General features: G+C 58.7%; 21 protein-coding genes and 3 pseudogenes. 15 read left to right on the top strand and 9 right to left on the bottom strand.

Annotated features, from left to right (window positions below; all coding sequences use genetic code 11):
• Window positions 1–393: 393 nt before the first annotated feature.
• Window positions 394–1,485, top strand: a complete 1,092-nt coding sequence (locus ACRYA2_RS16565; RefSeq protein ID WP_433630495.1) for a helix-turn-helix transcriptional regulator — start codon at window positions 394–396, stop codon at window positions 1,483–1,485.
• Window positions 1,486–3,248: 1,763 nt separating this feature from the next.
• Entirely contained in the window at window positions 3,249–3,845 is a 597-nt protein-coding gene (locus ACRYA2_RS16570) for a DUF7344 domain-containing protein (protein WP_433630497.1), read from the top strand.
• Window positions 3,846–3,869: 24 nt separating this feature from the next.
• On the opposite strand, the gene ACRYA2_RS16575 is transcribed toward ACRYA2_RS16570, so the two are convergent.
• A complete protein-coding gene (locus ACRYA2_RS16575) occupies window positions 3,870–4,100 on the bottom strand; it encodes a UPF0058 family protein (protein ID WP_433630500.1) in 231 nt (76 codons plus the stop codon).
• Window positions 4,101–4,331: 231 nt separating this feature from the next.
• Between ACRYA2_RS16575 and ACRYA2_RS16580 the strand changes: the two genes are divergently transcribed.
• A complete protein-coding gene (locus tag ACRYA2_RS16580; protein WP_433630502.1) occupies window positions 4,332–4,631 on the top strand; it encodes a PadR family transcriptional regulator in 300 nt (99 codons plus the stop codon).
• 294 nt (window positions 4,632–4,925) lie between these two features.
• Window positions 4,926–5,084, top strand: coding sequence for a hypothetical protein (locus ACRYA2_RS16585; protein ID WP_433630505.1), 159 nt, complete (start codon window positions 4,926–4,928; stop codon window positions 5,082–5,084).
• 444 nt (window positions 5,085–5,528) lie between these two features.
• Here ACRYA2_RS16585 and ACRYA2_RS16590 read toward each other — a convergent pair whose 3' ends face one another.
• The gene (locus tag ACRYA2_RS16590) at window positions 5,529–7,046 is read right to left on the bottom strand and encodes an alpha,alpha-trehalose-phosphate synthase (UDP-forming) (protein WP_433630508.1); all 1,518 of its coding nucleotides are present in this window, start codon (window positions 7,044–7,046) and stop codon (window positions 5,529–5,531) included.
• A 340-nt stretch (window positions 7,047–7,386) separates the two neighbouring features.
• On the opposite strand from ACRYA2_RS16590, the gene ACRYA2_RS16595 reads away from it, so the two are divergent.
• Window positions 7,387–8,343 carry a transcription initiation factor IIB gene (locus ACRYA2_RS16595; RefSeq protein WP_433630511.1) on the top strand — a complete coding sequence of 319 codons (957 nt, stop codon included), beginning with the start codon at window positions 7,387–7,389 and terminating at the stop codon, window positions 8,341–8,343.
• Window positions 8,344–8,365: 22 nt separating this feature from the next.
• Here the strand turns inward: ACRYA2_RS16595 and ACRYA2_RS16600 are convergent.
• Window positions 8,366–8,694, bottom strand: a pseudogene (locus ACRYA2_RS16600) (zinc ribbon domain-containing protein); the annotation flags it as partial.
• Between the two features lies 1 nt (window position 8,695).
• On the opposite strand from ACRYA2_RS16600, the pseudogene ACRYA2_RS16605 reads away from it, so the two are divergent.
• Together ACRYA2_RS16605 and ACRYA2_RS16610 are read left to right on the top strand one after the other, a co-directional pair.
• Window positions 8,696–9,231, top strand: a pseudogene (locus ACRYA2_RS16605) (RNA-guided endonuclease InsQ/TnpB family protein); the annotation flags it as partial.
• Window positions 9,232–9,456: 225 nt separating this feature from the next.
• A complete protein-coding gene (locus tag ACRYA2_RS16610; protein WP_433630513.1) occupies window positions 9,457–9,813 on the top strand; it encodes a PadR family transcriptional regulator in 357 nt (118 codons plus the stop codon).
• A gap of 184 nt (window positions 9,814–9,997) precedes the next feature.
• Here ACRYA2_RS16610 and ACRYA2_RS16615 read toward each other — a convergent pair whose 3' ends face one another.
• From ACRYA2_RS16615 to ACRYA2_RS16630, 4 genes are all read right to left on the bottom strand, one after another.
• Window positions 9,998–10,384, bottom strand: coding sequence for a DUF8160 family protein (locus tag ACRYA2_RS16615; protein WP_433630516.1), 387 nt, complete (start codon window positions 10,382–10,384; stop codon window positions 9,998–10,000).
• Window positions 10,381–11,172, bottom strand: a complete 792-nt coding sequence (locus tag ACRYA2_RS16620; protein ID WP_433630518.1) for a ParA family protein — start codon at window positions 11,170–11,172, stop codon at window positions 10,381–10,383. The genes ACRYA2_RS16615 and ACRYA2_RS16620 overlap by 4 nt, the downstream gene beginning before the upstream one ends.
• Window positions 11,173–11,887: 715 nt before the next feature.
• The gene (locus ACRYA2_RS16625) at window positions 11,888–12,763 is read right to left on the bottom strand and encodes a hypothetical protein (protein ID WP_433630521.1); all 876 of its coding nucleotides are present in this window, start codon (window positions 12,761–12,763) and stop codon (window positions 11,888–11,890) included.
• Between the two features lie 113 nt (window positions 12,764–12,876).
• Window positions 12,877–13,059, bottom strand: coding sequence for a hypothetical protein (locus ACRYA2_RS16630; protein ID WP_433630523.1), 183 nt, complete (start codon window positions 13,057–13,059; stop codon window positions 12,877–12,879).
• Between the two features lie 262 nt (window positions 13,060–13,321).
• Between ACRYA2_RS16630 and ACRYA2_RS16635 the strand changes: the two genes are divergently transcribed.
• From ACRYA2_RS16635 to dhaM, 5 genes are all read left to right on the top strand, one after another.
• The gene (locus ACRYA2_RS16635) at window positions 13,322–13,558 is read left to right on the top strand and encodes a UPF0058 family protein (RefSeq protein WP_433630526.1); all 237 of its coding nucleotides are present in this window, start codon (window positions 13,322–13,324) and stop codon (window positions 13,556–13,558) included.
• A 184-nt stretch (window positions 13,559–13,742) separates the two neighbouring features.
• Window positions 13,743–14,126 carry a methylglyoxal synthase gene (locus ACRYA2_RS16640; RefSeq protein ID WP_433630528.1) on the top strand — a complete coding sequence of 128 codons (384 nt, stop codon included), beginning with the start codon at window positions 13,743–13,745 and terminating at the stop codon, window positions 14,124–14,126.
• Between the two features lie 222 nt (window positions 14,127–14,348).
• Complete coding sequence (gene dhaK, locus ACRYA2_RS16645) at window positions 14,349–15,341, top strand: dihydroxyacetone kinase subunit DhaK (RefSeq protein WP_433630531.1); 993 nt, start codon at window positions 14,349–14,351, stop codon at window positions 15,339–15,341.
• A gap of 53 nt (window positions 15,342–15,394) precedes the next feature.
• Entirely contained in the window at window positions 15,395–16,102 is a 708-nt protein-coding gene (dhaL, locus tag ACRYA2_RS16650) for a dihydroxyacetone kinase subunit DhaL (protein WP_433630533.1), read from the top strand.
• Window positions 16,103–16,483, top strand: coding sequence for a dihydroxyacetone kinase phosphoryl donor subunit DhaM (gene dhaM / locus ACRYA2_RS16655; protein WP_433630536.1), 381 nt, complete (start codon window positions 16,103–16,105; stop codon window positions 16,481–16,483).
• On the opposite strand, the gene ptsP is transcribed toward dhaM, so the two are convergent.
• On the bottom strand, window positions 16,478–18,181 hold the full coding sequence (gene ptsP, locus ACRYA2_RS16660; RefSeq protein ID WP_433630538.1) for a phosphoenolpyruvate--protein phosphotransferase: 1,704 nt from the start codon (window positions 18,179–18,181) through the stop codon (window positions 16,478–16,480). The two genes, dhaM and ptsP, sit on opposite strands and share 6 nt — an antisense overlap.
• Complete coding sequence (gene ptsH1, locus ACRYA2_RS16665) at window positions 18,178–18,450, bottom strand: phosphocarrier protein HPr (RefSeq protein ID WP_433630541.1); 273 nt, start codon at window positions 18,448–18,450, stop codon at window positions 18,178–18,180. The genes ptsP and ptsH1 overlap by 4 nt, the downstream gene beginning before the upstream one ends.
• A gap of 228 nt (window positions 18,451–18,678) precedes the next feature.
• On the opposite strand from ptsH1, the pseudogene ACRYA2_RS16670 reads away from it, so the two are divergent.
• The 3 genes and pseudogenes from ACRYA2_RS16670 to ACRYA2_RS16680 form a co-directional block, all read left to right on the top strand.
• Window positions 18,679–18,876 (top strand): annotated as a pseudogene (locus ACRYA2_RS16670) (transposase); the annotation flags it as partial.
• Window positions 18,877–19,114: 238 nt separating this feature from the next.
• Window positions 19,115–19,402, top strand: a complete 288-nt coding sequence (locus ACRYA2_RS16675) for an amphi-Trp domain-containing protein (RefSeq protein ID WP_433630544.1) — start codon at window positions 19,115–19,117, stop codon at window positions 19,400–19,402.
• 39 nt (window positions 19,403–19,441) lie between these two features.
• Entirely contained in the window at window positions 19,442–19,825 is a 384-nt protein-coding gene (locus ACRYA2_RS16680) for a universal stress protein (RefSeq protein ID WP_433630558.1), read from the top strand.
• Window positions 19,826–20,373 lie beyond the last annotated feature (548 nt).

The raw sequence follows: 20,373 nt of genomic DNA on the forward strand, positions 1-20,373 counted from the left end.
TAATAGTAACACACCGTATTTACAGTGTCGGACTGTATCCTCTATAACGAAAGCGGCCTCCCCGTAAAATTCCAACAATGATCGCGAGAACGACCTGGCTCCTCTACACATGTCATAGAGCTTCGGAGCTGGTCGCTCGTTACCCCCCGAGGACACAACTATTCAAGATACCATCATGATAGGTCGATGCAATCGGCGACCGGAGCAAGTGACTGCGACACGCCCTGACCATCCGAGTAGGCGGCTCACTACCGGCGCCGAGACGGAAGCCTCTATAGAAACGGTGGTAAAGAAATGAGACAAGCAACAGATTTATATCCGATTGAGGGGATGTATAAGTAAAATATCATCGTTATCACTTGCTAACAAACGCCTTCCCTGCACAAACGATAGATGAATATTCAAGAACTGAAAGAGGAAATACAGGGCGCGTCGAACGTTCTTGTGCTTGCCCCGCTCACTCCGACCGGCAACCGGGCGTGCATGGAACTGCTAGCTTCGGCGTCACCTGAAGAGACGAATCTCACTGCGGTCACCTATACACAGCCGCCGAACCAGTGGATCGACGACTGGTGGGAGAATATTGGAAACCTTCCCAACGAGACTAAGTTCATCCACGCCAGCGGAATGGCAGAGTCAAAGTCGTACGACGAGACAACGCCGGAGAACGTCGCGACCACTGTCGTTGACCCGACAGACCCAATGGAGATAATCGTTCCCTTGAGCGAGTATCTGGAGAAGTGGCCGGACAACGACAAACAGACGTTCATCGCTGTCCAGACACTGACCGTCCTGCTTGAGTACATCGACTTCGACACCGCCTTCCGTTATCTACACATTCTCACCCATCGCGTTCAGGCCGTCGGGGCCATCGGGTACTACCAGATCGACCCCGACGTCCACGACCCAGAGACGATCAACACGCTAAAGACGCTGTTCGACGCCGTCGTCGAAGTCACCGACGACGGCACCGAGTGGACGACAACGCCGACCTACGACCCCGACATCCCGACAGGCGACGAGACGACCGACGATGAGGCGATTGACGACGAGGCAATGGCCAGTAGCGGCCCATTGTCGTCGTTCGCGACGTTGGTTTCTGACTTGTTCAGTAGCGACGGGGACGCAAGCGCGGAGTCGACAACCGAACACACCGAGACGAGAAGCAATGAGCCGACCATAGCGGAGACGGACGGCAAAAGCCGTGAGAGCACCGCGACAGAGACGACGGTGCCGGAGAACCTCGCCGACGAGGAGATGCTCACCGATGAGGAACAGATTCGCTCACTACTCATCCAATATGGCGGCCGGATGAAACAAGCCGACATCACCGCCGAGACGTCGTGGTCGAAGTCGACTGTCAGTCGAAAGCTATCAAAGATGGAGGACGACGATGAAATAACCCGAATCCAGGTCGGACGTGGTAATCTCGTGTTCCTGAATGGTTCCGAACCCGAAGCGTCGAAGTCCCCGTTCGAAGCCTAATCTGGTCGAAGGCGAACGTACTGGCGATCAACTGTCCCGTCGCGCGAAGGAGTTACTGGGAGATGTTGAGTTTCTTTACAAGTTCGCCCTGCAAGATGCTCTTCCCAAGACAGGCTTTCCTAGACCCGCTGAGCTGTTCTTGCGGCATCTAGATGCATGCTACCTAGCCACCGTCACCATCCTCACGTCGCGGATATGGACATCGAGTTCGGTCGCCTTTAGGAGGCTCGAGTCACTCACGAACGACCCTGATTCGGACACGTACTTGTCTGCTGAGACCGTCAGGTACCCATGACTGAAGTCATGGGCTTGTCTTCGCGGTGGCCAGCCGGTACTGGCAATGTAATTGACCGACGCCTCCCGCTCTGCCGGCCTTCGGCCGGGAGAGCATGGAGCTACTGCTCGCGTTCATCGGCGCGGTCTTCCGGGTCTCCTGACGGGCGACCCAACCCACGGGGAGCGCGTATCTCGCGTCGTCGCTGGCCAATGACACTACGAATCGCGGAGGGAGCGCAACCGCCTGCGGTTCGTTGGCCTCATGGTACAGTTGAAATCATGTTGAACCTCGGATGTCTCGCCGGAGAGGGCGCTCCCTCTCCGGACGAAGCGGTTTTCACGTCGCCCATAAAGCGCCCGCGAAATGTGCCTTTATCCGGAGAGGTTCCCGAAAGGCGACATCCCGATCAGCCGGAGTAAGGTACGCGTCCGACGGTTCTACCACTCACGGGTCGGCAGGCGACAGTGCCGAAATCGGCAGTTGTGAAACGGAGCGCACGCGCTTCCGCCCACGACTTTAGTCGTGGGCTTCTGCGCTGTTCAGCGGTGAATGTTCTCGCCTTGGCGATGGTGGGAGCCTTGTCAAGCACTTGCTCGAACGTGGCGAACTTGCCACCGACCACGGAGACGAAGAACCTCGTGCCGTTCGTCGTCGCAACATCCTCAATCTGGGCGATAATCTCTGAAACCGCTTTGATGATGCTGTCAGAGGCAGCTTGTCGTACTTACGGATGCCTCAGTGAGGAGCATCTTCGGCGGTCCGACAGCATTGAGTCGGTGAGCGATGCCATGCCTGGGAAGTTGCGAGCATTGAGAATTGTCGAAATTGCGCGTGCTGGGGTTACAGGAAATCTCAGATGCGGTATATAGAGACATTTAGGACGATCGAAATCCGATGCTGTTGGTCATAAAAGACGGCAGCTTATGCTGCCGAAGAACGTAACGGAAGACATGAGGGAAGTAAGTCATGAGCGCTACGCCCTCTTGCCTCCATTGGACCCAGCCACCACACTGGGCATTCCCTCCTACACTCTCTACCATGATTACTATAGAGGGGTTAACTTCTGATATCGATTGTCGAATTGGCTGCTACCACAAGCGTTGCTCGGCGTGAACTGGTTGACTAGGTTTTGTCCCAGGAACGTCTGCGACCGAGAGAACGAACGCCAATCGTGTCGACATTTGATCGTCATATTCTCTATCCTGTATGGTGGATGTCAGAACGGCTCTGATGAGTGCCACGGTTTGCGGAATCAGGCATGGAGTACTGTCGGCACTGACTCTTCTTTGTCCCAGTTTGGGAAGTGCTGGTAAACGACTAACCGTTGACTCTACCCATCCTCCAAAAATATACTACACCTTATAATTCACCCCTAGATAGATGTTGGATGGTGGCTAACCGTTGTCTACCGTTGCAACAACAGTTCGAAACAATGTGAGAGGGCGTTACCTATTTATTATCTCTGGTCGACGATACACGTATCGTCATGAGCGCTACAGAAACTCGCCCCGATAGCGCCACCGAACAGGTCCCTGAGACGTCGCCCGAGCCCGAACTCTCCCAGGACGATATCTTCCATCTCCTCCAAACGCCCCGACGTCGATACGTGCTTCAATACCTGAAAGAGCACGAAGGCCCGGTGGAAATGCGTGACATCGCCGAGCAGGTCGCCGCCTGGGAGAACGGCACGACGGTGGCGGCGCTCTCCTCGGACGAGCGTCAACGGGTCTACATCCCACTTTATCAGTCTCATCTTCCGAAACTCCATGAGGAGGGCGTCGTCAACTATGACCAGAACCGGGGAACGGTCGAACGAACGGAGCTGGCGAATCAGTTCGATAAGTACCTCGATGTCTCCGAGGAGGTTGACGCCGACACCGACGACGAACTGGAGGATGAGCACGACCGTCCTTGGGCGCTCTACTATCTCACTATCTCGGCGTTCGGGACGCTCCTCCTCGGCGGCGTCACAGTTGGTCTCCCTTTCGTTGGGACACTCCCCGCGGTCATCGTCGGCGGTTTTGTGGTCACCGCCTTTACGCTTGCGACGCTCGCACAGACGTTCACTGAGCGTAATGAGTAAGCAGGGTCGAAGCGGACTGTCGTCTTAGTCGGCGTGTACCGCAACTTGCTGCTGATCCTCCATTGCGTCCGTGAGGTCCTCCGCGAGAGCGAACAGGGCCTCCTTGTGTGCCGTTTTCGACCGATGAATCGACGTTGGCTTGACGCCGGTGGACTTGTACGACGATATGTCGAGCGGTTCTCTATGCTGTGTCTCATACTCCTCGTGAATCTCGGCAAGCAGGCCGTGGAGGTGAATGAGTTCTTGCTTCTTCATTACTAGTGCTGTCGCGCCTGTACGTTTATATTATCTGCGGCCATCAGGGAACTCCGGCCGAGTACATAGGTCTAATCCTTGATGGCGACTACTGGGCATCAGTTCCTGACAGCTATCAATAGAGCTGAAGTATAGGGATTCTATGCATTGGTCTAATCGGCTTCTCACTCGGTGAATCAGTCATTATCATGTGCTTAACTAATACCCTGTAGACATAACTTCGATTCGAACATGTACGACTTGACTGGCTTCCAGCGCGATTTGCTGTACGTGATCAACGGGTTGGACGAACCACACGGGCTTGCCATCAAGGAGGAGTTAGAAGGCTACTACGAGAAGGACATCCATCACGGCCGACTCTACCCCAATCTGGATACGCTGGTAGACAAAGGCCTTGTCGAGAAGGGCCAGGTGGACCGCCGGACGAACTACTACACGCTGACTCGGCGCGGCCAGCGCGAGATCGAGGCACGCCGTGAATGGGAGGCGGAGTACCTGGACGATAGGGAAGCCGCCGAGCTGGCCAACTAATCTGCTCTTCCCGGTTCCGAGCATCCTAGTCAGCGCAAACCTAAAATTGGAGACCCGATTACCTAGTTTTTGTCACCTACTCTAGTCATATCTCGATGGCCGTCAGACCTGGAAAAAGACGTCACAGAGAAGAAAGTAGGTGCGAGACGCTCCAAACTAATGTCTGTGCAGGCTGTGCTCCTTCTTTCCCCCCTATTTAGGGACGTTATAAAATGTGCTGTTAAAGTAGTAAGTCTCTAGTAGGTTCAGAGGACGAGCGAAGAAACGAGTCCAGCCACCCAAATCCCCGTATCAGTGACGTCCCTCGAAGAGTTCGAAGATACGCTGAGTGCACTCGTCGCGACCACCGCCAGAAACGATGTTGAGGTCAACCATTCGTTGAGGTTCTGCTACGACAATCTGGACTACGATGACATGATAGTCGAGATATCACAGCTGGCGAAGCCAGCGTAACAGCTATCTTTCTTCGAGGAGAGAATCCCGCCGTTTACGGCGGGCGTGAATCCGACAACTCCCTTCACAAGCCACGTTCTGACGTTAACACGGATATTTAAGTAGGTGCGTGGTATGGCATGACGTACACCGAGGCGGTTTCACCGCCCCTCTAAATGCACAATATCGGGACTCCGAGACCCTCGATGTTCGAGACACCCTCTCGAACCGCTGTGGTGTCTCGGTGAAGATAACTCCGAGTCCCATGCCGGGATAGGAGTAACGGCGGTGTGGCCCCGCCATCGGCCTGTCATGCCGACGGGTCGTCAACCAGCAAATATCCCAAACCAGCGTTGCGGTGCGGACGTGGGAAGCCTCGCCGTTCACGGCGAGGAGGAGGTCACCTCTTCTCCCTTCACGTCCTATTTTGGACCGCCCAGCGCCGCGACCGTCCAGAGAGAACTGTCAGTCGGTCGAGCTACCTATCTGTTTGTCGGCGATCCAGTGTGTCTGGGCCGCGTTGAGAAACTCATTCATCCACCAGTAGAGGTTGTTACTCGCCACATTGTGGCGCAGTTGTGTCATCCGGCGTTTGCGCTCACTATCGTCCATCGTTAGCGCCCGTTCGATGGCATTAGCGAACCCTGCAGTATCATAGGGGTTTATCGACAGTGCGTACTCACCCAGTTCGTTGTGAGCGCCGGCGAGTTCCGATAGTAGTAGGACGCCGTCGGCGTCGACCTGTGCGGCGACGTACTCCTTTGCGACGAGGTTCATCCCGTCACGCACCGGGCTGACCAGCGCGATATCACTGTGCCGGTAGAGCCCGTATAGCTGTTTGGTGGGTAGCATCTCCTCGACGTTGATGATCGGCTGCCAGTCATCGGTCCCGAACCGGTCGTTCACGCGCTCTATTGCGTTGTCGACTCGGTTCTGGAGCTGCTGATACTCGTCAATCTGCTCGCGACTTCCAATACCTTTCTGGATGTATGTGAGTTCGCCCCGCCACGCCGGGCGTGTCTCCCAGAGCCGTTCGAGCGCCACGATGCGCTGAGGGATACCTTTCGTGTAGTCGAGGCGGTCGACGCCGAGCGCGACCTGCACGTCGCCGAGACCGTGTCTCTCGCGGAACTCGTTCCAGAACGCGTTGGCGGCGTCGGTAGCGCTGCAGCATTCAATTTGATCGAAGTCGACGCCCATCGGGAACGACTTGACGATAGTTTCGTCGCCACGGTAGCGGACTCGGTTCGTATTCCAGTCGACTGTCGCGTTGTCGAGACACTGGTCGACGCAGCGGAGGAAGTTCCGGCAGTAGTGCTCAACGTGGAACCCGAGCATGTCGTTGGCGAGCAGGCCGTCTAGCAGCGCCGCGCCGTGCGGACACGCATGGAACGTGTCCCACGCTGGCCACGGAATGTGCCAGAATTGGGTGAGTCTGGCGTCGGGATAGTCGTTCCGGACCGCGCGCGGCGCCAGCCCGAAGTGGTAGTCCTGGAACCAGACCAGCATGTCGTCGTTGGCCTGTTCGGCGACGGCGTCAGCGAACGTCCGGTTAACGTCCCGGTAGCGCTGCCAGAACTGCTCTTCGACGTTCATCCGTCCGGGGTCGCCGTGACAGAGCGGCCAGAGCACCTGGTTACTGTAGCCGTAGTAGTAGTTGTTGACGTCCTCCTGAGAGAGCCAGACGCGGCGGAGCGTGTACCCCTCGTCACCGGGAGGGACGGTGACACAGTTGTCATCGTCGACCACGTCGGGGTCTGCGTCACCATCGCCCCACGCTATCCACGTCCCGTTGGTCCGCTGCATGACCGGGTCGAGGCCGGCCGTCAGGCCGCCTGCGGGGCGGTCGACTTCGATAATTCGCTCGCCGGTCCCTTGCACCTCGCCGTACTCGTGACTGTACGGCTGGCGGTTCGAAACAACGAGGAGTTCGGTATCGTCGTCGCTCGCCTCACGCGCGGAGACCGTTTGGCTCCTAGCCATCGGCAATCTCTGTGTCCGGGTCGTCCGATATCGAGACGATCCAGTTGGCGCTGGCGGCGGCGATACACCGTTCACGCGTTTGCGTCGTTTCGGAAAGGTCACTCATTCTTGTAAACGTAGCTCACTTTCGAGGGTTCCCATTGTGGTTGCGATGTCATGGCTTTTTTAATGGGAATGGAGAGAGCGATAAGATCTAATCTAGCCGTGGAGTGGTCTCGACCAGACGCTCGAAGTTTGTCTTCCAGGCATCACGAAACTGCCGGCGTTGTGTAAATACGCATACAGGATGCGGCCAACGGCATCCGGGGGTTTAAATGTCGCTCGCGTGTAGGGAACCTGCATGGACCGGTCCACTCGCCAGCGAGAGCGCCATACCGAGGAGAGCGAAACGGAGGAGGAAGACGTTCAGGGGTGTCCGGAGTGTGGTTCGGAGAACCTCGTCAACAGCGCCGACCAGTCTGAGCTCGTCTGCGACGACTGCGGTCTCGTGGTCGAAGAGGACCACGTCGACCGAGGGCCAGAGTGGCGGGCATTCAACCACAGCGAGCGCCAGAACAAATCTCGGGTCGGCGCGCCGACGACCCAGACGATGCACGACAAGGGGCTGACGACCACCATCGACTGGAAGAACCAGGACGCCTACGGACGGTCGCTCTCCTCAGAGAAACGAAGTCAGATGCACCGACTACGCAAGTGGCAGGAGCGCATCCGAACCAAGGACGCTGGCGAGCGCAACCTCCAGTTCGCGCTCAGCGAGATCGACCGGATGGCCTCCGCGCTGGGCGTCCCCCGGTCGGTGCGGGAGGTCGCCTCCGTCATCTACCGTCGCGCGCTCAATGAAGACCTCATCCGTGGCCGCTCCATCGAGGGCGTCGCCACGAGCACGCTGTACGCCGCCTGCCGCCAGGAGGGGATTCCTCGGAGTCTCGAGGAGGTCGCTGAAGTCTCACGCGTCGACCAGAAGGAGATCGGTCGCACCTACCGTTACATCTCCCAGGAACTCAACCTGGAGATGAAGCCAGTCGACCCGAAACAGTACGTCCCGCGGTTCTGCTCCGACCTTGGAGTAAGTGAGGAAGTGAAGACGAAGGCGAACGATATTATCGACACAACAGCGGAACAGGGTTTGCTGTCGGGCAAGTCGCCGACGGGGTACGCCGCGGCCGCCATCTACGCCGCGTCACTGCTCTGCAACGAGAAGAAAACCCAGCGTGAGGTCGCCGACGTCGCCCAGGTCACCGAGGTCACCATCCGCAACCGCTATCAGGAGCAGATCGAAGCACTCGGTATCCACTGACGCCGTTGGTGAACTACCCATCCTACTCGCTCACCGCTAACGCGGTGCGCTCCGTGAGGGTGGGACTTCCTGTTTCGATGACGCACTTTGCATCTACGACGGCGGAAGACCCGCGAGTCGCGCACGGAGGGAGTGCAGTCTCCGCAGGCGTCACTTCGGCGTGTCCCACACTCCACTCCTGAAGACCACCTGCAATACGTTGTACGCGGCGTTCTCGTCACGGTCAGTCTCGAATCCACACGTCGGGCAGGAATGCTCCCGCACCCACAACTCCTTCTCAACCCCACACTCGGCGCATTCTTTGGTTGTTCCCGCGGGTTCGACCTTCACGAAGTGCGTGCCCTCACGCTCGTCGAACAATTGGGAGAAGCAACGGCGACGAGTCGCGGAGTGTCACGCTGACCTCCGACGCAAGCGCCGTGACTTCCTGCACAAACTCTTGGCCTACTACGCGCGGGAGTACGATCTCGTGGCGGTCGAAGACCTGAACGTAAAGGGGATGATGGAGTTGTCGTCGAACAGCCGCAACACCGCGTCTGCTGCGTGGTGAACGTTCCTCCGAATGCTCGACTACAAGTGCGAACGCACTTCGTCGCGGTCAACCTGAGAGGATGACCAAGGAGTGCACGTCGTGTGGCGTTTCGACGGAGAAGCCGCTGTGGGTCCGTGAGTACTCCTGTCCCGCCTGCGGGTTTGAGGCGGATAGGGATGTGAACGCGGCGTCGAACATTCGTTCTTGCGGCCTCGATAGACGTAGGAGTGGTTCACTCCGAATCACCGCCTGTGGAGACGGCGCTCGCTGTGGATACCTCGGTGTCTGCAAAGCGCGTCGTGGAAGCAGGAAGCCCTCCCCTCACGGAGCGAACGGCGTCAGTCGTGAGTGAGTAGAGTAGTTCACCTGGCCATCTGCCAATAGATACTTGTGCAAGCCTCTATTAAACTCAGAATGATGCCAATTATCAAGATTGGATATATCGCAACTAGTACCTAGATATCTCCGGTTTTAATAGCCACAAAGCCTTTGAAATATAATAATTGCAATTATCCACATAAATATTGTTCCTAAGTAGAAAGATTTATATCTGCTGTTAGCACAAGTAGCATGATACAGCCATGCCAGAGGTAAAAACAGTAACCGAAACGGAAGCGTCGAGGGATCTGACCGCATTCCAGCAGAATGTTCTCATCGTGCTCGCTGAGGAATCCCGGTATGGACTCGCCGTCAAGCGGGAACTAGAAGACTACTACGGAAAAGAGGTCAACCATGGTCGACTGTACCCGAACCTCGACACACTCATCGAGCGCGATCTTGTCGAGAAAAGTGAACTTGATAAGCGTACTAATGAGTACGCCATCACCGAACAGGGGATGGACGTTCTGCTTGACCTCTTTGAGTGGCAGTTCTCAAAGTTCCTGAACGGACAGGAGCGCGCAGACGACCTTCAGACGCTACTCGACGAGCAGCGATAGCCGAGTTGCTCAGACTTACGGAAATTGACCCCCTCCCGCATATGAAGACAGAGGTATGCGCTATCAGTCTACCTCAAGGAGAGAGTTACGTCGTGAACTACTCCGCCCTACTCGCTCCCTTCGGTCGCTCCTTGAGGAAGGGAGGATTAGCGCCTGCAAATTCAGCTAAGGAGTGGAGAAGATGTCAGTCCTCGAGTTGACCCAGTTGATCCCGAATATCGTCGCTGTCTAGTCCGTCGAGACGTTCTAGACCGGCCTTCACAAGTAGAGGGTAAAAATGACGGTTTTTCTCTAACTCCTCGCCGAACGCCCGTTCGTAGGTGAGACTCAACTCCTTATATGTGAAGTCGAGTTCAGTGCGCTGATTCTCGGGAAGATACATGTACGTTCCCACGCGGTCATCTTTCACGCTCGTCGGCTTGTTTTCGGAACTCGTCTCGTCTGTCTCGTTTTGTTTGGAGGATTTAAATGAGTCGCTTACGTCGGTTTGCTGGGAGTGGTTAGTCTGCTGGTCACGCTGCTGTTCACGGCGGCGGCGGAGTCGGTCGGCACGACTTCCTTCGTCGCTCATACGGTCACCTCCTTGAGATTGAACTGGCGTTCCAGTTCCGCTGCCACGTCGTCGAAGACGGCTGCCATGTCACAGTCAGCATCGAATTCGAATATTGAACAGCCGGCAGAGAAGGCGCGTTGAAGCGCAACACGCTTGCGGACCTCCCAAACTGGCACATCAGTGAAGGCATTCTCGAACCACGATAGCATCTGGTCGGCCTCGTTGGTAGTTTCGACGCGGTTAGCGACAACCCCGAGGTCCCGAACTTGCGTATCGAACTCGGCTTCTAGTACTTCTATCTGGTCGAACAGAATCTCGAGCGCTCGTTTACTGGTCGATTCAGCAAGAGCAGGAATGAGCACGTTTCCGGCGCCGATCAGCGCATTGTCCGTGAGGTTGCCAAGATAGGGAGGGCAATCGATGAGAATTACGTCGTATTCTGCGTCGAGGGCGTCGAGCACTTTCCCAAGCCGTTCACGGCCACGCATCGCCATCGTCAGCTCAGGCTCGACACTAGTCATGTCGATATTGCTGGGGAGGACGTCCATCTCTTTGTGAGTGACGACCATCGCATCTACGTCCTCACGTATCTCATGGTCGGTCAAGGCGTCGAACAGTGTGGGTGGCTCAGCCTCGTATTCATCTTCAAGGCCTAGCCCTTCAGTGGCGTTGCCCTGTGGATCCAGGTCAACAAATAACACGTCATGCCCACGGCGGTTCAGCGCTCCGGCGACATTGATGGCAACTGTGGTCTTGCCGACTCCGCCCTTCTGGTTTGAAATCGCTACCCTGGCTGCTTTAGTCATACAAATCAGCAAAACCATCCAAATCACATAAAACCGCGTCAGACGTTCGCTCAAATAGGCAAAACCGTCGCTTCAGGCGTTGTGCTTCTGCTTTCGAACTACGAGGGGGGCTGTTTTGACGTACAAACTGGTTTTGAGTAGAGTAGATTGGACGGCAAAAAGAGTTTGGAGAGGCGAACCTTGTTACCGTTATGACCTCCATTGACGGCGGACAACAACGAACTAGCTCGGACGGTCGGGATGACGAACGAGACGACGTTTTGAACGAGTTTTGTGGTACAAACTGTCTTTGCTGTCAGAGAAGGGTTTGCTGTCAGAGAAGGATTTGCTTTCCGAGTGTCGATCGTGGGCTAAAGATGCAGAATGCGAGACTGCAGTCCAGTGAAGAACGATGACTACTGGTCGGACAAGACCGCAAAACGATACAAACCGAGAGAGAAGGAACTTCGAGATAAACTAGTTTTGCTATACAAACTAACCGTCTCCGACAACCGCAATGAAAGTGACGACAAGCGAACGCACCCGCCGAAACCATCACAACTACGAGATGGAAGAACCATCAAAACTAGTTTGGACAAAAGTCAATCGCTACTCACGGGTATTACTAGGTGCTAAGGCCCCTCCCTCAAGCGCAAGCCGTCAGGCGAGCGGTAGGGTGGGGTAGTTCCTGTTTCGCCGATTGGGAGATGCGGCCGGTCAGGTAGTCCCGAGGACGTCACGCATTGCGTTCGTCGTCGCCTGCCGAATCGGTCGACGCGTCTCGGTCGTCATCATCAACTCGCGGAGTCGTCGCCGGTTCCTCCTCCTCGTCCGGCATCGTCGCCGGTTCATCCTCAATGTCGGACGTCTCGTCCCTCTCCGTCGAGGCTTCGGCGTTCGACCCTACTTCGTTCTCGCTCGTGGCGGCCTCCGACACGGCCTCATCGGCCGCCGTCTCGGCGTCTCTCTCGTCGTCCGTTTCGACGTCCGTTCCTTCTATCCCGCTCGACCCGGCTACGCCCGTCCCTTCGTTTTGCTCCGCGACGTCTTCTTTCGTCTCGGCCGGCTCCCAGCCCTCTTCGTCGGGAACGTACACGTTGGCGTTTCGGCTCTGACCGGCCTTGGAGGCGACGTTGCCGTCGCGTCGCTGTGCCTGCAGTCGCTCCCTCGCGGTCTCGCGGTCAATCCCGGCGATGACGGTGGCCGCGTCAAGCACCTGTTCGCGACGCACCCCGGGAGCTCGATCCGGCATATCGACCCCTTTCTGCATCACCGCGACGAACTCCGAGAGGTCGGTCGTCCCCTGCAGTTCTTCGTGCCATCGGAGCGGGCAGGTGCTGATGCGGTCGGCGCCGACCATATAGAGTGCGTCTTTCGTCCAGGTCTCGTCGTCCGTCAAGCGTTCATCGATACTAGCGATGAGCGCATCTGCGTCGAATGACGCCCGCTCTTGGTCTGCCAGTCGCTCGGCGTATGCCTCGACGAGTTCCTGCGGGACGCCCGGCCTGTCCTCGTGATGGTACTCCTCGATGAACCGGAGGAAGTCAGCCGCGGACATCATCTCACCCCGGTCGTTCGCCTTCGCAATGACTTCGTCGTGAAGTTCGACCATCGTATGTAGGAAGGTGGGGACTCAAGTAAGTCGGGTGGCCGTTAGCTGAATTTGCAGGCGCTCATCTCTCTTCCTCAAGGAGCGACCGAAGGGAGCGAGTAGGGTGGGGTAGTTCACACGGGGCGTCCCCGCCGCGCGACTGCGACCAGTAGCGTACCGGCAGCGAGCACGAGCACGCCGAGCGCGAGGAAGAACGGCGAGGAGCTGAGACCGGGTGCGATGCTGCCGAAGAGGATTACGGTACCCGCTACGAGCAGCGCAATACCGAGCCAGAACTGTCGCCTCGGAGCGAGCATATGGTCTGTTCGACGTCCATGACGATAAAACGACCGCCGAGAAGAACCCTCTTTCCGGCGAATGCATTCCGTCGCAGGGACGATGACGGAACCGTTGGTGTCAGTCCACTCACGCCCGGCCCGTCGTCCTCGCGGATCCCGGTCGGCCTACCGTCGCTCCGAACGTCGACGACTGAGATCGACTTCGGCCGGTCGCGCGGCCATGCAAGAGACTGTTTCTCAAAGTAATACTATAATCGTCGAGTTAGTAGCTATCGTAGGGATGAAAAAACAGGAACTCATCCACCTTCACGGCCTGCTGTCGGAAGTACGCGACCGACACAAGAACCGAATCGACGCGACACTCGATCTTTCGTCGTACGAATCGCTGGACACACATCCGACTTCTATCCATCACTCCAAGACCGATCACAAGGAGGCCGTCATTGCACTGGCCAACGGCTTAGCGTCGGAGATGGACGACGAGGAAACCACCGCAGTTCCCGCAAGCGCAGACTGACTCGATTTGCCGGGTCGACGGAGACGCCGACCATTCTGCTTCGTTACGATGGAACGACGTTCAACCCCGGGTCTAACCTGCCGTATCGACATTGGGATAGAAGCTAAGACCGGCGCTCTCTGTGTATAGAATTGAGTGGGGCGTATAGCCAGTACTCATTGTCTTGCAGAATAAAAGAGCGGGCATGATACGTGTCGCGTTGATTGCTCACAACGAAGAAAAGCCGGAAATTATCGACCTTGTACAGGAGTACGAGGATTTACTTTCGCAATTCGAACTCATCGGAACGGGAACAACTGGGAAGCGAATTGCTGAGGAAACTGGGCTGACCGTTGAGCGAAAGGAATCGGGCCCCCTCGGTGGTGACCTCATGATCGGAGCCGAGATTGCCGAGAATCGTCTTGATGGAGTTGTTTTTCTACGGGATCCACTCACTGCTCAGCCTCACGAACCTGACATCTCTGCACTATTGCGGATTTGTGATGTCCATGATACTCCACTTGCCACGACCCGTTCTTCGGCCGAGTTCCTCCTTGACGGACTTGCCCGCCACGTCAACAAAGAGTAAGTCGACATCCACTTAGCCAGTAACGCCGGCATGGGCGAGGCTGCGTCGATCGAGGAGACTACTGACGAGCGTTTTGAAGAGACATGCATCCTCCGGGTCATCGCTCGGTTGTCCGTCGATTACGATCAACCTTCATAAATTCCGGCAGGGAACTCGTTGAAGCGCGGCCACGGTCCCCTTGGAAAACTATATTGGGAGTAGAGACATTTGGTAATTTGTAACATGAAAAAGCTGATCAACGACCCCTCGGAGTACGTCGACGAGATGCTCGACGGGATGATCGCGGCGTACCCCGACGACGTCCGGCGGCTGCCCGATACGAACGTTCTCGTGCGGCGCGACGCGCCCGTGGACGGCACGGTTGGAGTCGTCAGCGGCGGGGGAAGTGGTCACGAACCGACACACGCTGGCTACCTCGGGCCGGGTATGCTCGACGGTGCCGCAGCGGGGGAGGTGTTTACCTCCCCGACGGCCGACGAACTGAGTGAGATGATCCGGGCCTGTGACGCCGGTGAGGGCGTCCTCTGTGTCGTCAAGAACTACGAGGGCGATGTGATGAACTTCGACACCGCCGCCGAGATGGCCGAGATGGAGGATGTCTCCGACATCGCGCAGGTCGTGGTCAACGACGATGTTGCCGTTGAGGACTCGACGTACACCTCGGGTCGCCGCGGGGTTTGTGGCACCATCTTTGTTCACAAGGTCGCCGGCGCGATGGCTGATCGCGGCGGGGACCTGTCGGAGGTGCAACGCGTCGCCGAGAAGGCCGTCGACAACGTCGCCACTATGGGGATGGCGCTCACCTCCTGTGTAACCCCCGAGAAGGGCGAACCGACATTCGACCTGGGCGAGGACGAGATGGAGATCGGTATCGGCATCCACGGCGAACCCGGCGTCAAGCGCGAGGACATCGCGTCCGCCGACGAGATAACCGACCAACTCACCGGAGGAGTACTCTCGGATCTCGATCCGGAGGGCGAGGTCGCCACCATTGTGAACGGGATGGGCGGCACCCCGCTGTCCGAGCTGTTCATCGTCAACCGCCGTTTCCAGGCGAAACTCGACGAGAACGGGCTAGAGACATGGAATACCTGGGTCGGCGAGTACATGACCTCTCTCGACATGTGCGGAGTCTCGGTGACGGTCCTCGATCTCGACGACGAGCTGAAAGAGCTACTCGAACACGAGGCGGACACGCCTGCGTTCTCCGTGTGAGTTGGGGACCACGCGGGCGAACCGTTTTCAGGGTGGGTGTCCTTTCAAAATACATGCCAACGTCGGATACGGAGCGCGACGCGCTGGTCGACGCCGTTAGGGCCATCGCCGTGCGTCTCGAAGCGGAGAAGTCGCACTTGACCGACCTCGACTCGGCTATCGGCGACGCCGACCACGGGGCGAATATGGACCGCGGCTTCCAGGCGGTCCTCGAGCAACTCGAGAGGAAAGACGATGCCGAAGCGGCCGACATCGTCAAGACCGTCGGCACAACGCTCATCTCTGAAGTCGGCGGCGCGGCCGGACCGCTTTACGGCGGATCGTTTATGTACGCCAGCGAGGAACTTCAGGACGGCATCACTGCCGAGTCGACGGTCGCGTTCGCAGAGGCATACCTAGAGAAGGTTGAAGACCGGGGTGGGGCCACCGTCGGGAACAAGACGATGGTCGATGCGCTCACCCCGGCGGTCCAGACGTACAAGAAGTCCATAGAGCAGGACGACCTCTCGCCGCTGACAGCTCTGGCAAAGGCCGTCGACGCCTGCCGCCGGGGCGTCGAGTTCACCGTCCCGCTGAAGGCGACTAAGGGACGGGCCTCCTACCTCGGCTGGCGATCAGTCGGCCACCAGGACCCCGGCGCGACCAGCACGCTGTTTATGCTCGAAGAGATACTCCAAACGGCAGAGGACTACACGGCCGGGGAGACGGAGCAGGACGCTACGTCACCGACCGTCCCCGACGCCGACGCGGAGGAGGAGTAGATGGTCGGCCTTGTCGTCGTCTCCCACAGCAAAAAGGCCGCGGAGGGCATCCGCGACATCGCCGCCGAGATGGGTGGTGCGGACGCGACGATCGAACCCGTGGGGGGCGACCCCGATGGCGGAATCGGCACGAGTGCGCCCGAGATACGATCGACGCTCGAGTCAGTGCCCGACGAGGAGGTCGTCGTGCTGGTCGACCTCGGGAGTGCGGTGATGAACGCGGAACTGGCCATCGAGCAGGTGGACGTCAACGTAGAGATAGCCGACGCACCGGTCCTCGAAGGGGCGCTGAACGCCGCGGTTGAGGCGGCCAGTTCAAAGGCGTCTCTCGAGTCCGTCCGCGCTGCCGCCGAGGAGACCCGCGAGCTATCAAAGCTATAGCCCGTCACCCCCGTCGGACAGCACGTCCCGGACTTCTTCGCGACTCTCGGCGGCCAGAGCGCGGTCCACGAGGGCGTGCGCGCGCCCCGCGTCGGTCTCCGAGACGGTCGCTTTCACTGCTGGAATCGTCACGGCGCTCATGCTGAGTTCGTCGAGGCCGAGACCGACCAGCAGTTCGCTCAGGTCGGGATCGCCAGCCATTTCACCGCACATCCCGACCCAAGCATTCCTCCCGTGTCCGGCCTCGACCGTCCGGCGAATCGCCCGGAGCACTGGCGGATGAAGCGGGTCGTGGAGGTCTGCAACGTGGTCGTTCTCCCTGTCGGCAGCCATGACGTACTGCGTCAGGTCGTTAGTCCCGATGCTGAGGAAGTCGAGGCGGTCGGCGAGTTCGCCGGCCATGAATGTGGCTGCTGGCGTCTCGACCATCGCCCCCAGATCGGGCACCTCGTGTAGGACCCCTTCGGCCGTGAGGTCGGCAGCGACGGTCTCAACGCAGTCGAGCGCGGCGTCGAGTTCCTCGACGGTCGCCACGAGTGGGAACATCACCGCCAACCCGTCGCCGTGCTCGCTCTCGGCCGCGCGCAGCAGTGCTCGCAACTGCGTTTCGAAGAGATCGACGTCGGGGCCAAGCGACCGGCGAATACCGCGCTCCCCGAGGAAGGGATTCTCTTCGGCCGGCTGGTCGAGGTAGGGAATCGGCTTGTCACCGCCGACATCGAATGTCCGCACGACGACCTGGCTCTCGGGAAACCGGGACAGGACTTTCGTATATGCCTTATACTGCTCGTCCTCGTCCGGCGGTGTCTCCCGGTCGAGAAAGAGAAATTCGGTCCGCAGGAGGCCGACGCCGTCGGCACCCCGTTCGACGGCGGCATTGACCTCCGCGAGCGTGCCGAGGTTGACGGCGACCTCGACTTCCTTCCCGTCGGAGGTCTCTGCCGGCTCGTACCTGACCTCCGCGTCAAGCCCTCCGACGGCGCGCTTGCGCGCCTCAGTCGCGGGGTCGACCGTGACTGTACTCTTGACTCCGTCGACGAGGATCTCTTCGCCCGCCGGGATGTCGCGGAGTGCCTGTCCGACGCCGACGACCGCCGGGAGAGCGAGCGACCGGGCGAAAATGGCCGCGTGGGAGGTCCGGCCGCCGGTCACCGTCGCGAACCCGACAACTCGTTCCGGGTCCAGTTGCGCGGTGTCGCTCGGCGCAAGTCGATCGGCGAGCAGGACCGTCCCCTCCGGGAGGTCGGCGAGGTCCGTTCGGTCGCCGCCGGCCAGGATACGGAGCAGTCGGTCGCGCACGTCCCTGAGGTCGTCGGCACGCTCAGCCATTCGGCCTTGCATCCCCTCGAACTGTTCGATAGGGTCCTCGAACGCTCGCCGGACCGCGTGGGCTGCCGGCAAGCCGTCATCGATGGCCTCCTCGACGGCGTCGGTAATCTGGGGGTCCTTGAGGAATTGCACGTGGGCGTCGAACACCTCGGCCTCGTTCTTGCCGACGCGCTCGCGAACGCGCTCGCGCTCACACTCAAGCTCCTCGTGGGCCCGCCCCCGGGCCTGCTCGAATGCCGCCCGCTCCACGTCGGCGTCAACCGTCTCCGAGGCCGGTGGCTCCGGCAAGTCGGCGTCGGGTTCGTACCACAGAGCGGTCCCAACGCCGGACAGCGGTGTGACACCTGTACCGTCGAGTTCGGTCGTCATCGATCGTCGTCCTCGGGAGATGAGAGCACTCCCTCAAGTGCGTCGAGCGCCTTCTCCGCGTCCTCGCCCTCCGCGACGAGACGGACGACGTCCCCGTGTTCTACGTTGAGCCCCGTGACGGCGAGCATACTCCCAGCGTTCACTGACTCACCGTCGTCCGCGGGGGCGATGGTGACGACGGCGTCGAACTCGTTCGCGGCCTGCACGAATTTTGACGCCGGGCGGGCGTGTAGACCTGCTTCCGGGACGACGGTGACGGTTCGTTCCATGGCGGCTACCTACACGATATGGCTACATTTGTCCTTCGTCCTGCTCGCCCTGCTCACTCACGCCGATTAGTTCGTGCTGGGCCCGCGTATGTCCAAATGCGAACACGAGCATCCCTGCGAGGAGCAGCGAACCGCCGACGAGGGGAGCGTTTACTAGGTTCTTTCTTCCCGGCTTTGAGACTGTGAGCACCAGTGCGCCGAGGGCGGCAACGCTGACTCGATTGAGACATACAGTACGTGGTCTCGAAACGGGTGCAGTCGAGCGAGAAAGCACAGGCCAAGCGGTTGTTCCGGTGCGATCAGGACCGCTACGAAACCGACCGGAAGCTGCATCTCGGGAACAACGAGTGGCACAAGACGGCGCTGATCTCCCGACGGAAAGACAACGCCGACCACGACGATCACCGGCAGTATTCGATGTTTATTCGCCCGAACTGCGCATCACAGCCCCGCTATACCCGTTGTAGTCTCAACTCTCAAGGGAGTGGGGGAAGTTGAGCCTGGGGCTCTCAATGCATACGCGTTGGAACTGTTTCCTAAGAAAATAGAGATGTCTCATCAACCGGTCCTATGCAGCGTATCTCTGATCTAGCACCGGTGAGCGATTCCTCCGGGTGGAGAATGTCCCCCTTCGTTTATCGGGACTTCCCGCGTACCCGTACGTATGGGAGAACTCGAAACTGAAGCCGAGAAAACGCGGTCCGAAATTGCATCGTACCTCCGCGAACTGGCCGAGCAGCTCGACGGCGACGGCGCTGTGACGCTCGAACTCGGCGGAAAGCAGGTTCAGTTGGACCCGACGAACCCGGTGACGTTCAAGCTGGAGGGCGAGTCAGACTGGTCTGAAGGGGATACCGAGGCAAAACAGAGTATCGAGTTCGAGTTAGTCTGGTGGCGTGAGGCCCAGACGGCAGAGGAAGGAACGTTGGATATCACTACAGAGGGTCAGTAACGCCCGCTCATCCTCTCAGACCGTTCTACGTACGACCAGATTCTATTTCCCACAGATGGGAGCGAGCCAGCAGAAGCTGTTCTCGACTATGCTCTCCAGATAGCCTCCAAACACGAGGCAACGATCCACGTCCTCAATGTCGTAGATGCCAGCCAAGACAGCCCTACCGGAGTACAAGACGATGTGAGTGACGTTCTGGAGCAGGAAGGAACAGAGATCGTAAATGAAGCTGCCCAGCGCGCTACAGAACGTGGCATCGGTGTGGTCTCGGAAGTATTCCACGGTGACCCCTACGAGGCGATTGTCGAGTATAGTACGCGGTCAGCCATCGAGCTACTCGTGCTGCCGACCCACGGACGGCATGGATTGCAGCGGTTTCTCCTGGGGAGCGTTACAGAACGCTTGACATCCTCCCCGCGCTAAAGCGCGAGGATTCCTTCGTGGGGCGTCGGGCCGTCCGACGCTACCCCGAAGGCAACTTCCCCATCCACGGCGGATGAGTACCGGGTTCGTGCGCTACACGTCGGCCCCCGAAACGAGGGTATGGCGCATTCGGCGTCCGAGAGGGACGCGGTATCCGCTTGTGCCGTACCCGATACCGCTTGACCGAAGCGTCGGAATACCGGGCAACCACCCACGGTTGGAACGTGGGCGGACACGGGTCGTGCCATCGACCATACTCCGCCGACGAGGGCGGAGTGCAACCGCGAACGGGGCGTGTTTTGGTATGCTGTCGCCCCCTCGTGTGCGCGGTCGTTGCCGACCGTCTCCAGTGACGGGTAGGGGTAGTGTGAGGACGGCGGACGAACCTCAACCACGTATTCCCCACCGGGTTTGCCGGTGGTGGGCGTGGAACCGTCCGTATCAGCGGGAAGCGACCCCGTGTCTTCCAATGGCTGTGTTGAATCGCCATAGGGCGGTGGAATTCACTGTTTCACAGCACGCTTTATGTTATAGACGACGCACATCAG

Source organism: Halomicrococcus pelagicus (assembly GCF_050954125.1).

Coding starts and splice junctions, on each gene's coding strand:
- ptsH1 (WP_433630541.1), bottom strand. CDS start 18,450: ATGGAACGAACCGTCACCGTCGTCCCGGAAGCAGGTCTACACGCCCGC.
- dhaM (WP_433630536.1), top strand. CDS start 16,103: ATGGTCGGCCTTGTCGTCGTCTCCCACAGCAAAAAGGCCGCGGAGGGC.
- ACRYA2_RS16580 (WP_433630502.1), top strand. CDS start 4,332: ATGTACGACTTGACTGGCTTCCAGCGCGATTTGCTGTACGTGATCAAC.
- ACRYA2_RS16675 (WP_433630544.1), top strand. CDS start 19,115: ATGGGAGAACTCGAAACTGAAGCCGAGAAAACGCGGTCCGAAATTGCA.
- ACRYA2_RS16610 (WP_433630513.1), top strand. CDS start 9,457: ATGCCAGAGGTAAAAACAGTAACCGAAACGGAAGCGTCGAGGGATCTG.
- ACRYA2_RS16620 (WP_433630518.1), bottom strand. CDS start 11,172: ATGACTAAAGCAGCCAGGGTAGCGATTTCAAACCAGAAGGGCGGAGTC.
- ACRYA2_RS16570 (WP_433630497.1), top strand. CDS start 3,249: ATGAGCGCTACAGAAACTCGCCCCGATAGCGCCACCGAACAGGTCCCT.
- ptsP (WP_433630538.1), bottom strand. CDS start 18,181: ATGACGACCGAACTCGACGGTACAGGTGTCACACCGCTGTCCGGCGTT.
- dhaL (WP_433630533.1), top strand. CDS start 15,395: ATGCCAACGTCGGATACGGAGCGCGACGCGCTGGTCGACGCCGTTAGG.
- ACRYA2_RS16595 (WP_433630511.1), top strand. CDS start 7,387: ATGGACCGGTCCACTCGCCAGCGAGAGCGCCATACCGAGGAGAGCGAA.
- dhaK (WP_433630531.1), top strand. CDS start 14,349: ATGAAAAAGCTGATCAACGACCCCTCGGAGTACGTCGACGAGATGCTC.
- ACRYA2_RS16590 (WP_433630508.1), bottom strand. CDS start 7,046: ATGGCTAGGAGCCAAACGGTCTCCGCGCGTGAGGCGAGCGACGACGAT.
- ACRYA2_RS16635 (WP_433630526.1), top strand. CDS start 13,322: ATGAAAAAACAGGAACTCATCCACCTTCACGGCCTGCTGTCGGAAGTA.
- ACRYA2_RS16625 (WP_433630521.1), bottom strand. CDS start 12,763: ATGGTCGAACTTCACGACGAAGTCATTGCGAAGGCGAACGACCGGGGT.
- ACRYA2_RS16575 (WP_433630500.1), bottom strand. CDS start 4,100: ATGAAGAAGCAAGAACTCATTCACCTCCACGGCCTGCTTGCCGAGATT.
- ACRYA2_RS16630 (WP_433630523.1), bottom strand. CDS start 13,059: ATGCTCGCTCCGAGGCGACAGTTCTGGCTCGGTATTGCGCTGCTCGTA.
- ACRYA2_RS16640 (WP_433630528.1), top strand. CDS start 13,743: ATGATACGTGTCGCGTTGATTGCTCACAACGAAGAAAAGCCGGAAATT.
- ACRYA2_RS16615 (WP_433630516.1), bottom strand. CDS start 10,384: ATGAGCGACGAAGGAAGTCGTGCCGACCGACTCCGCCGCCGCCGTGAA.
- ACRYA2_RS16565 (WP_433630495.1), top strand. CDS start 394: ATGAATATTCAAGAACTGAAAGAGGAAATACAGGGCGCGTCGAACGTT.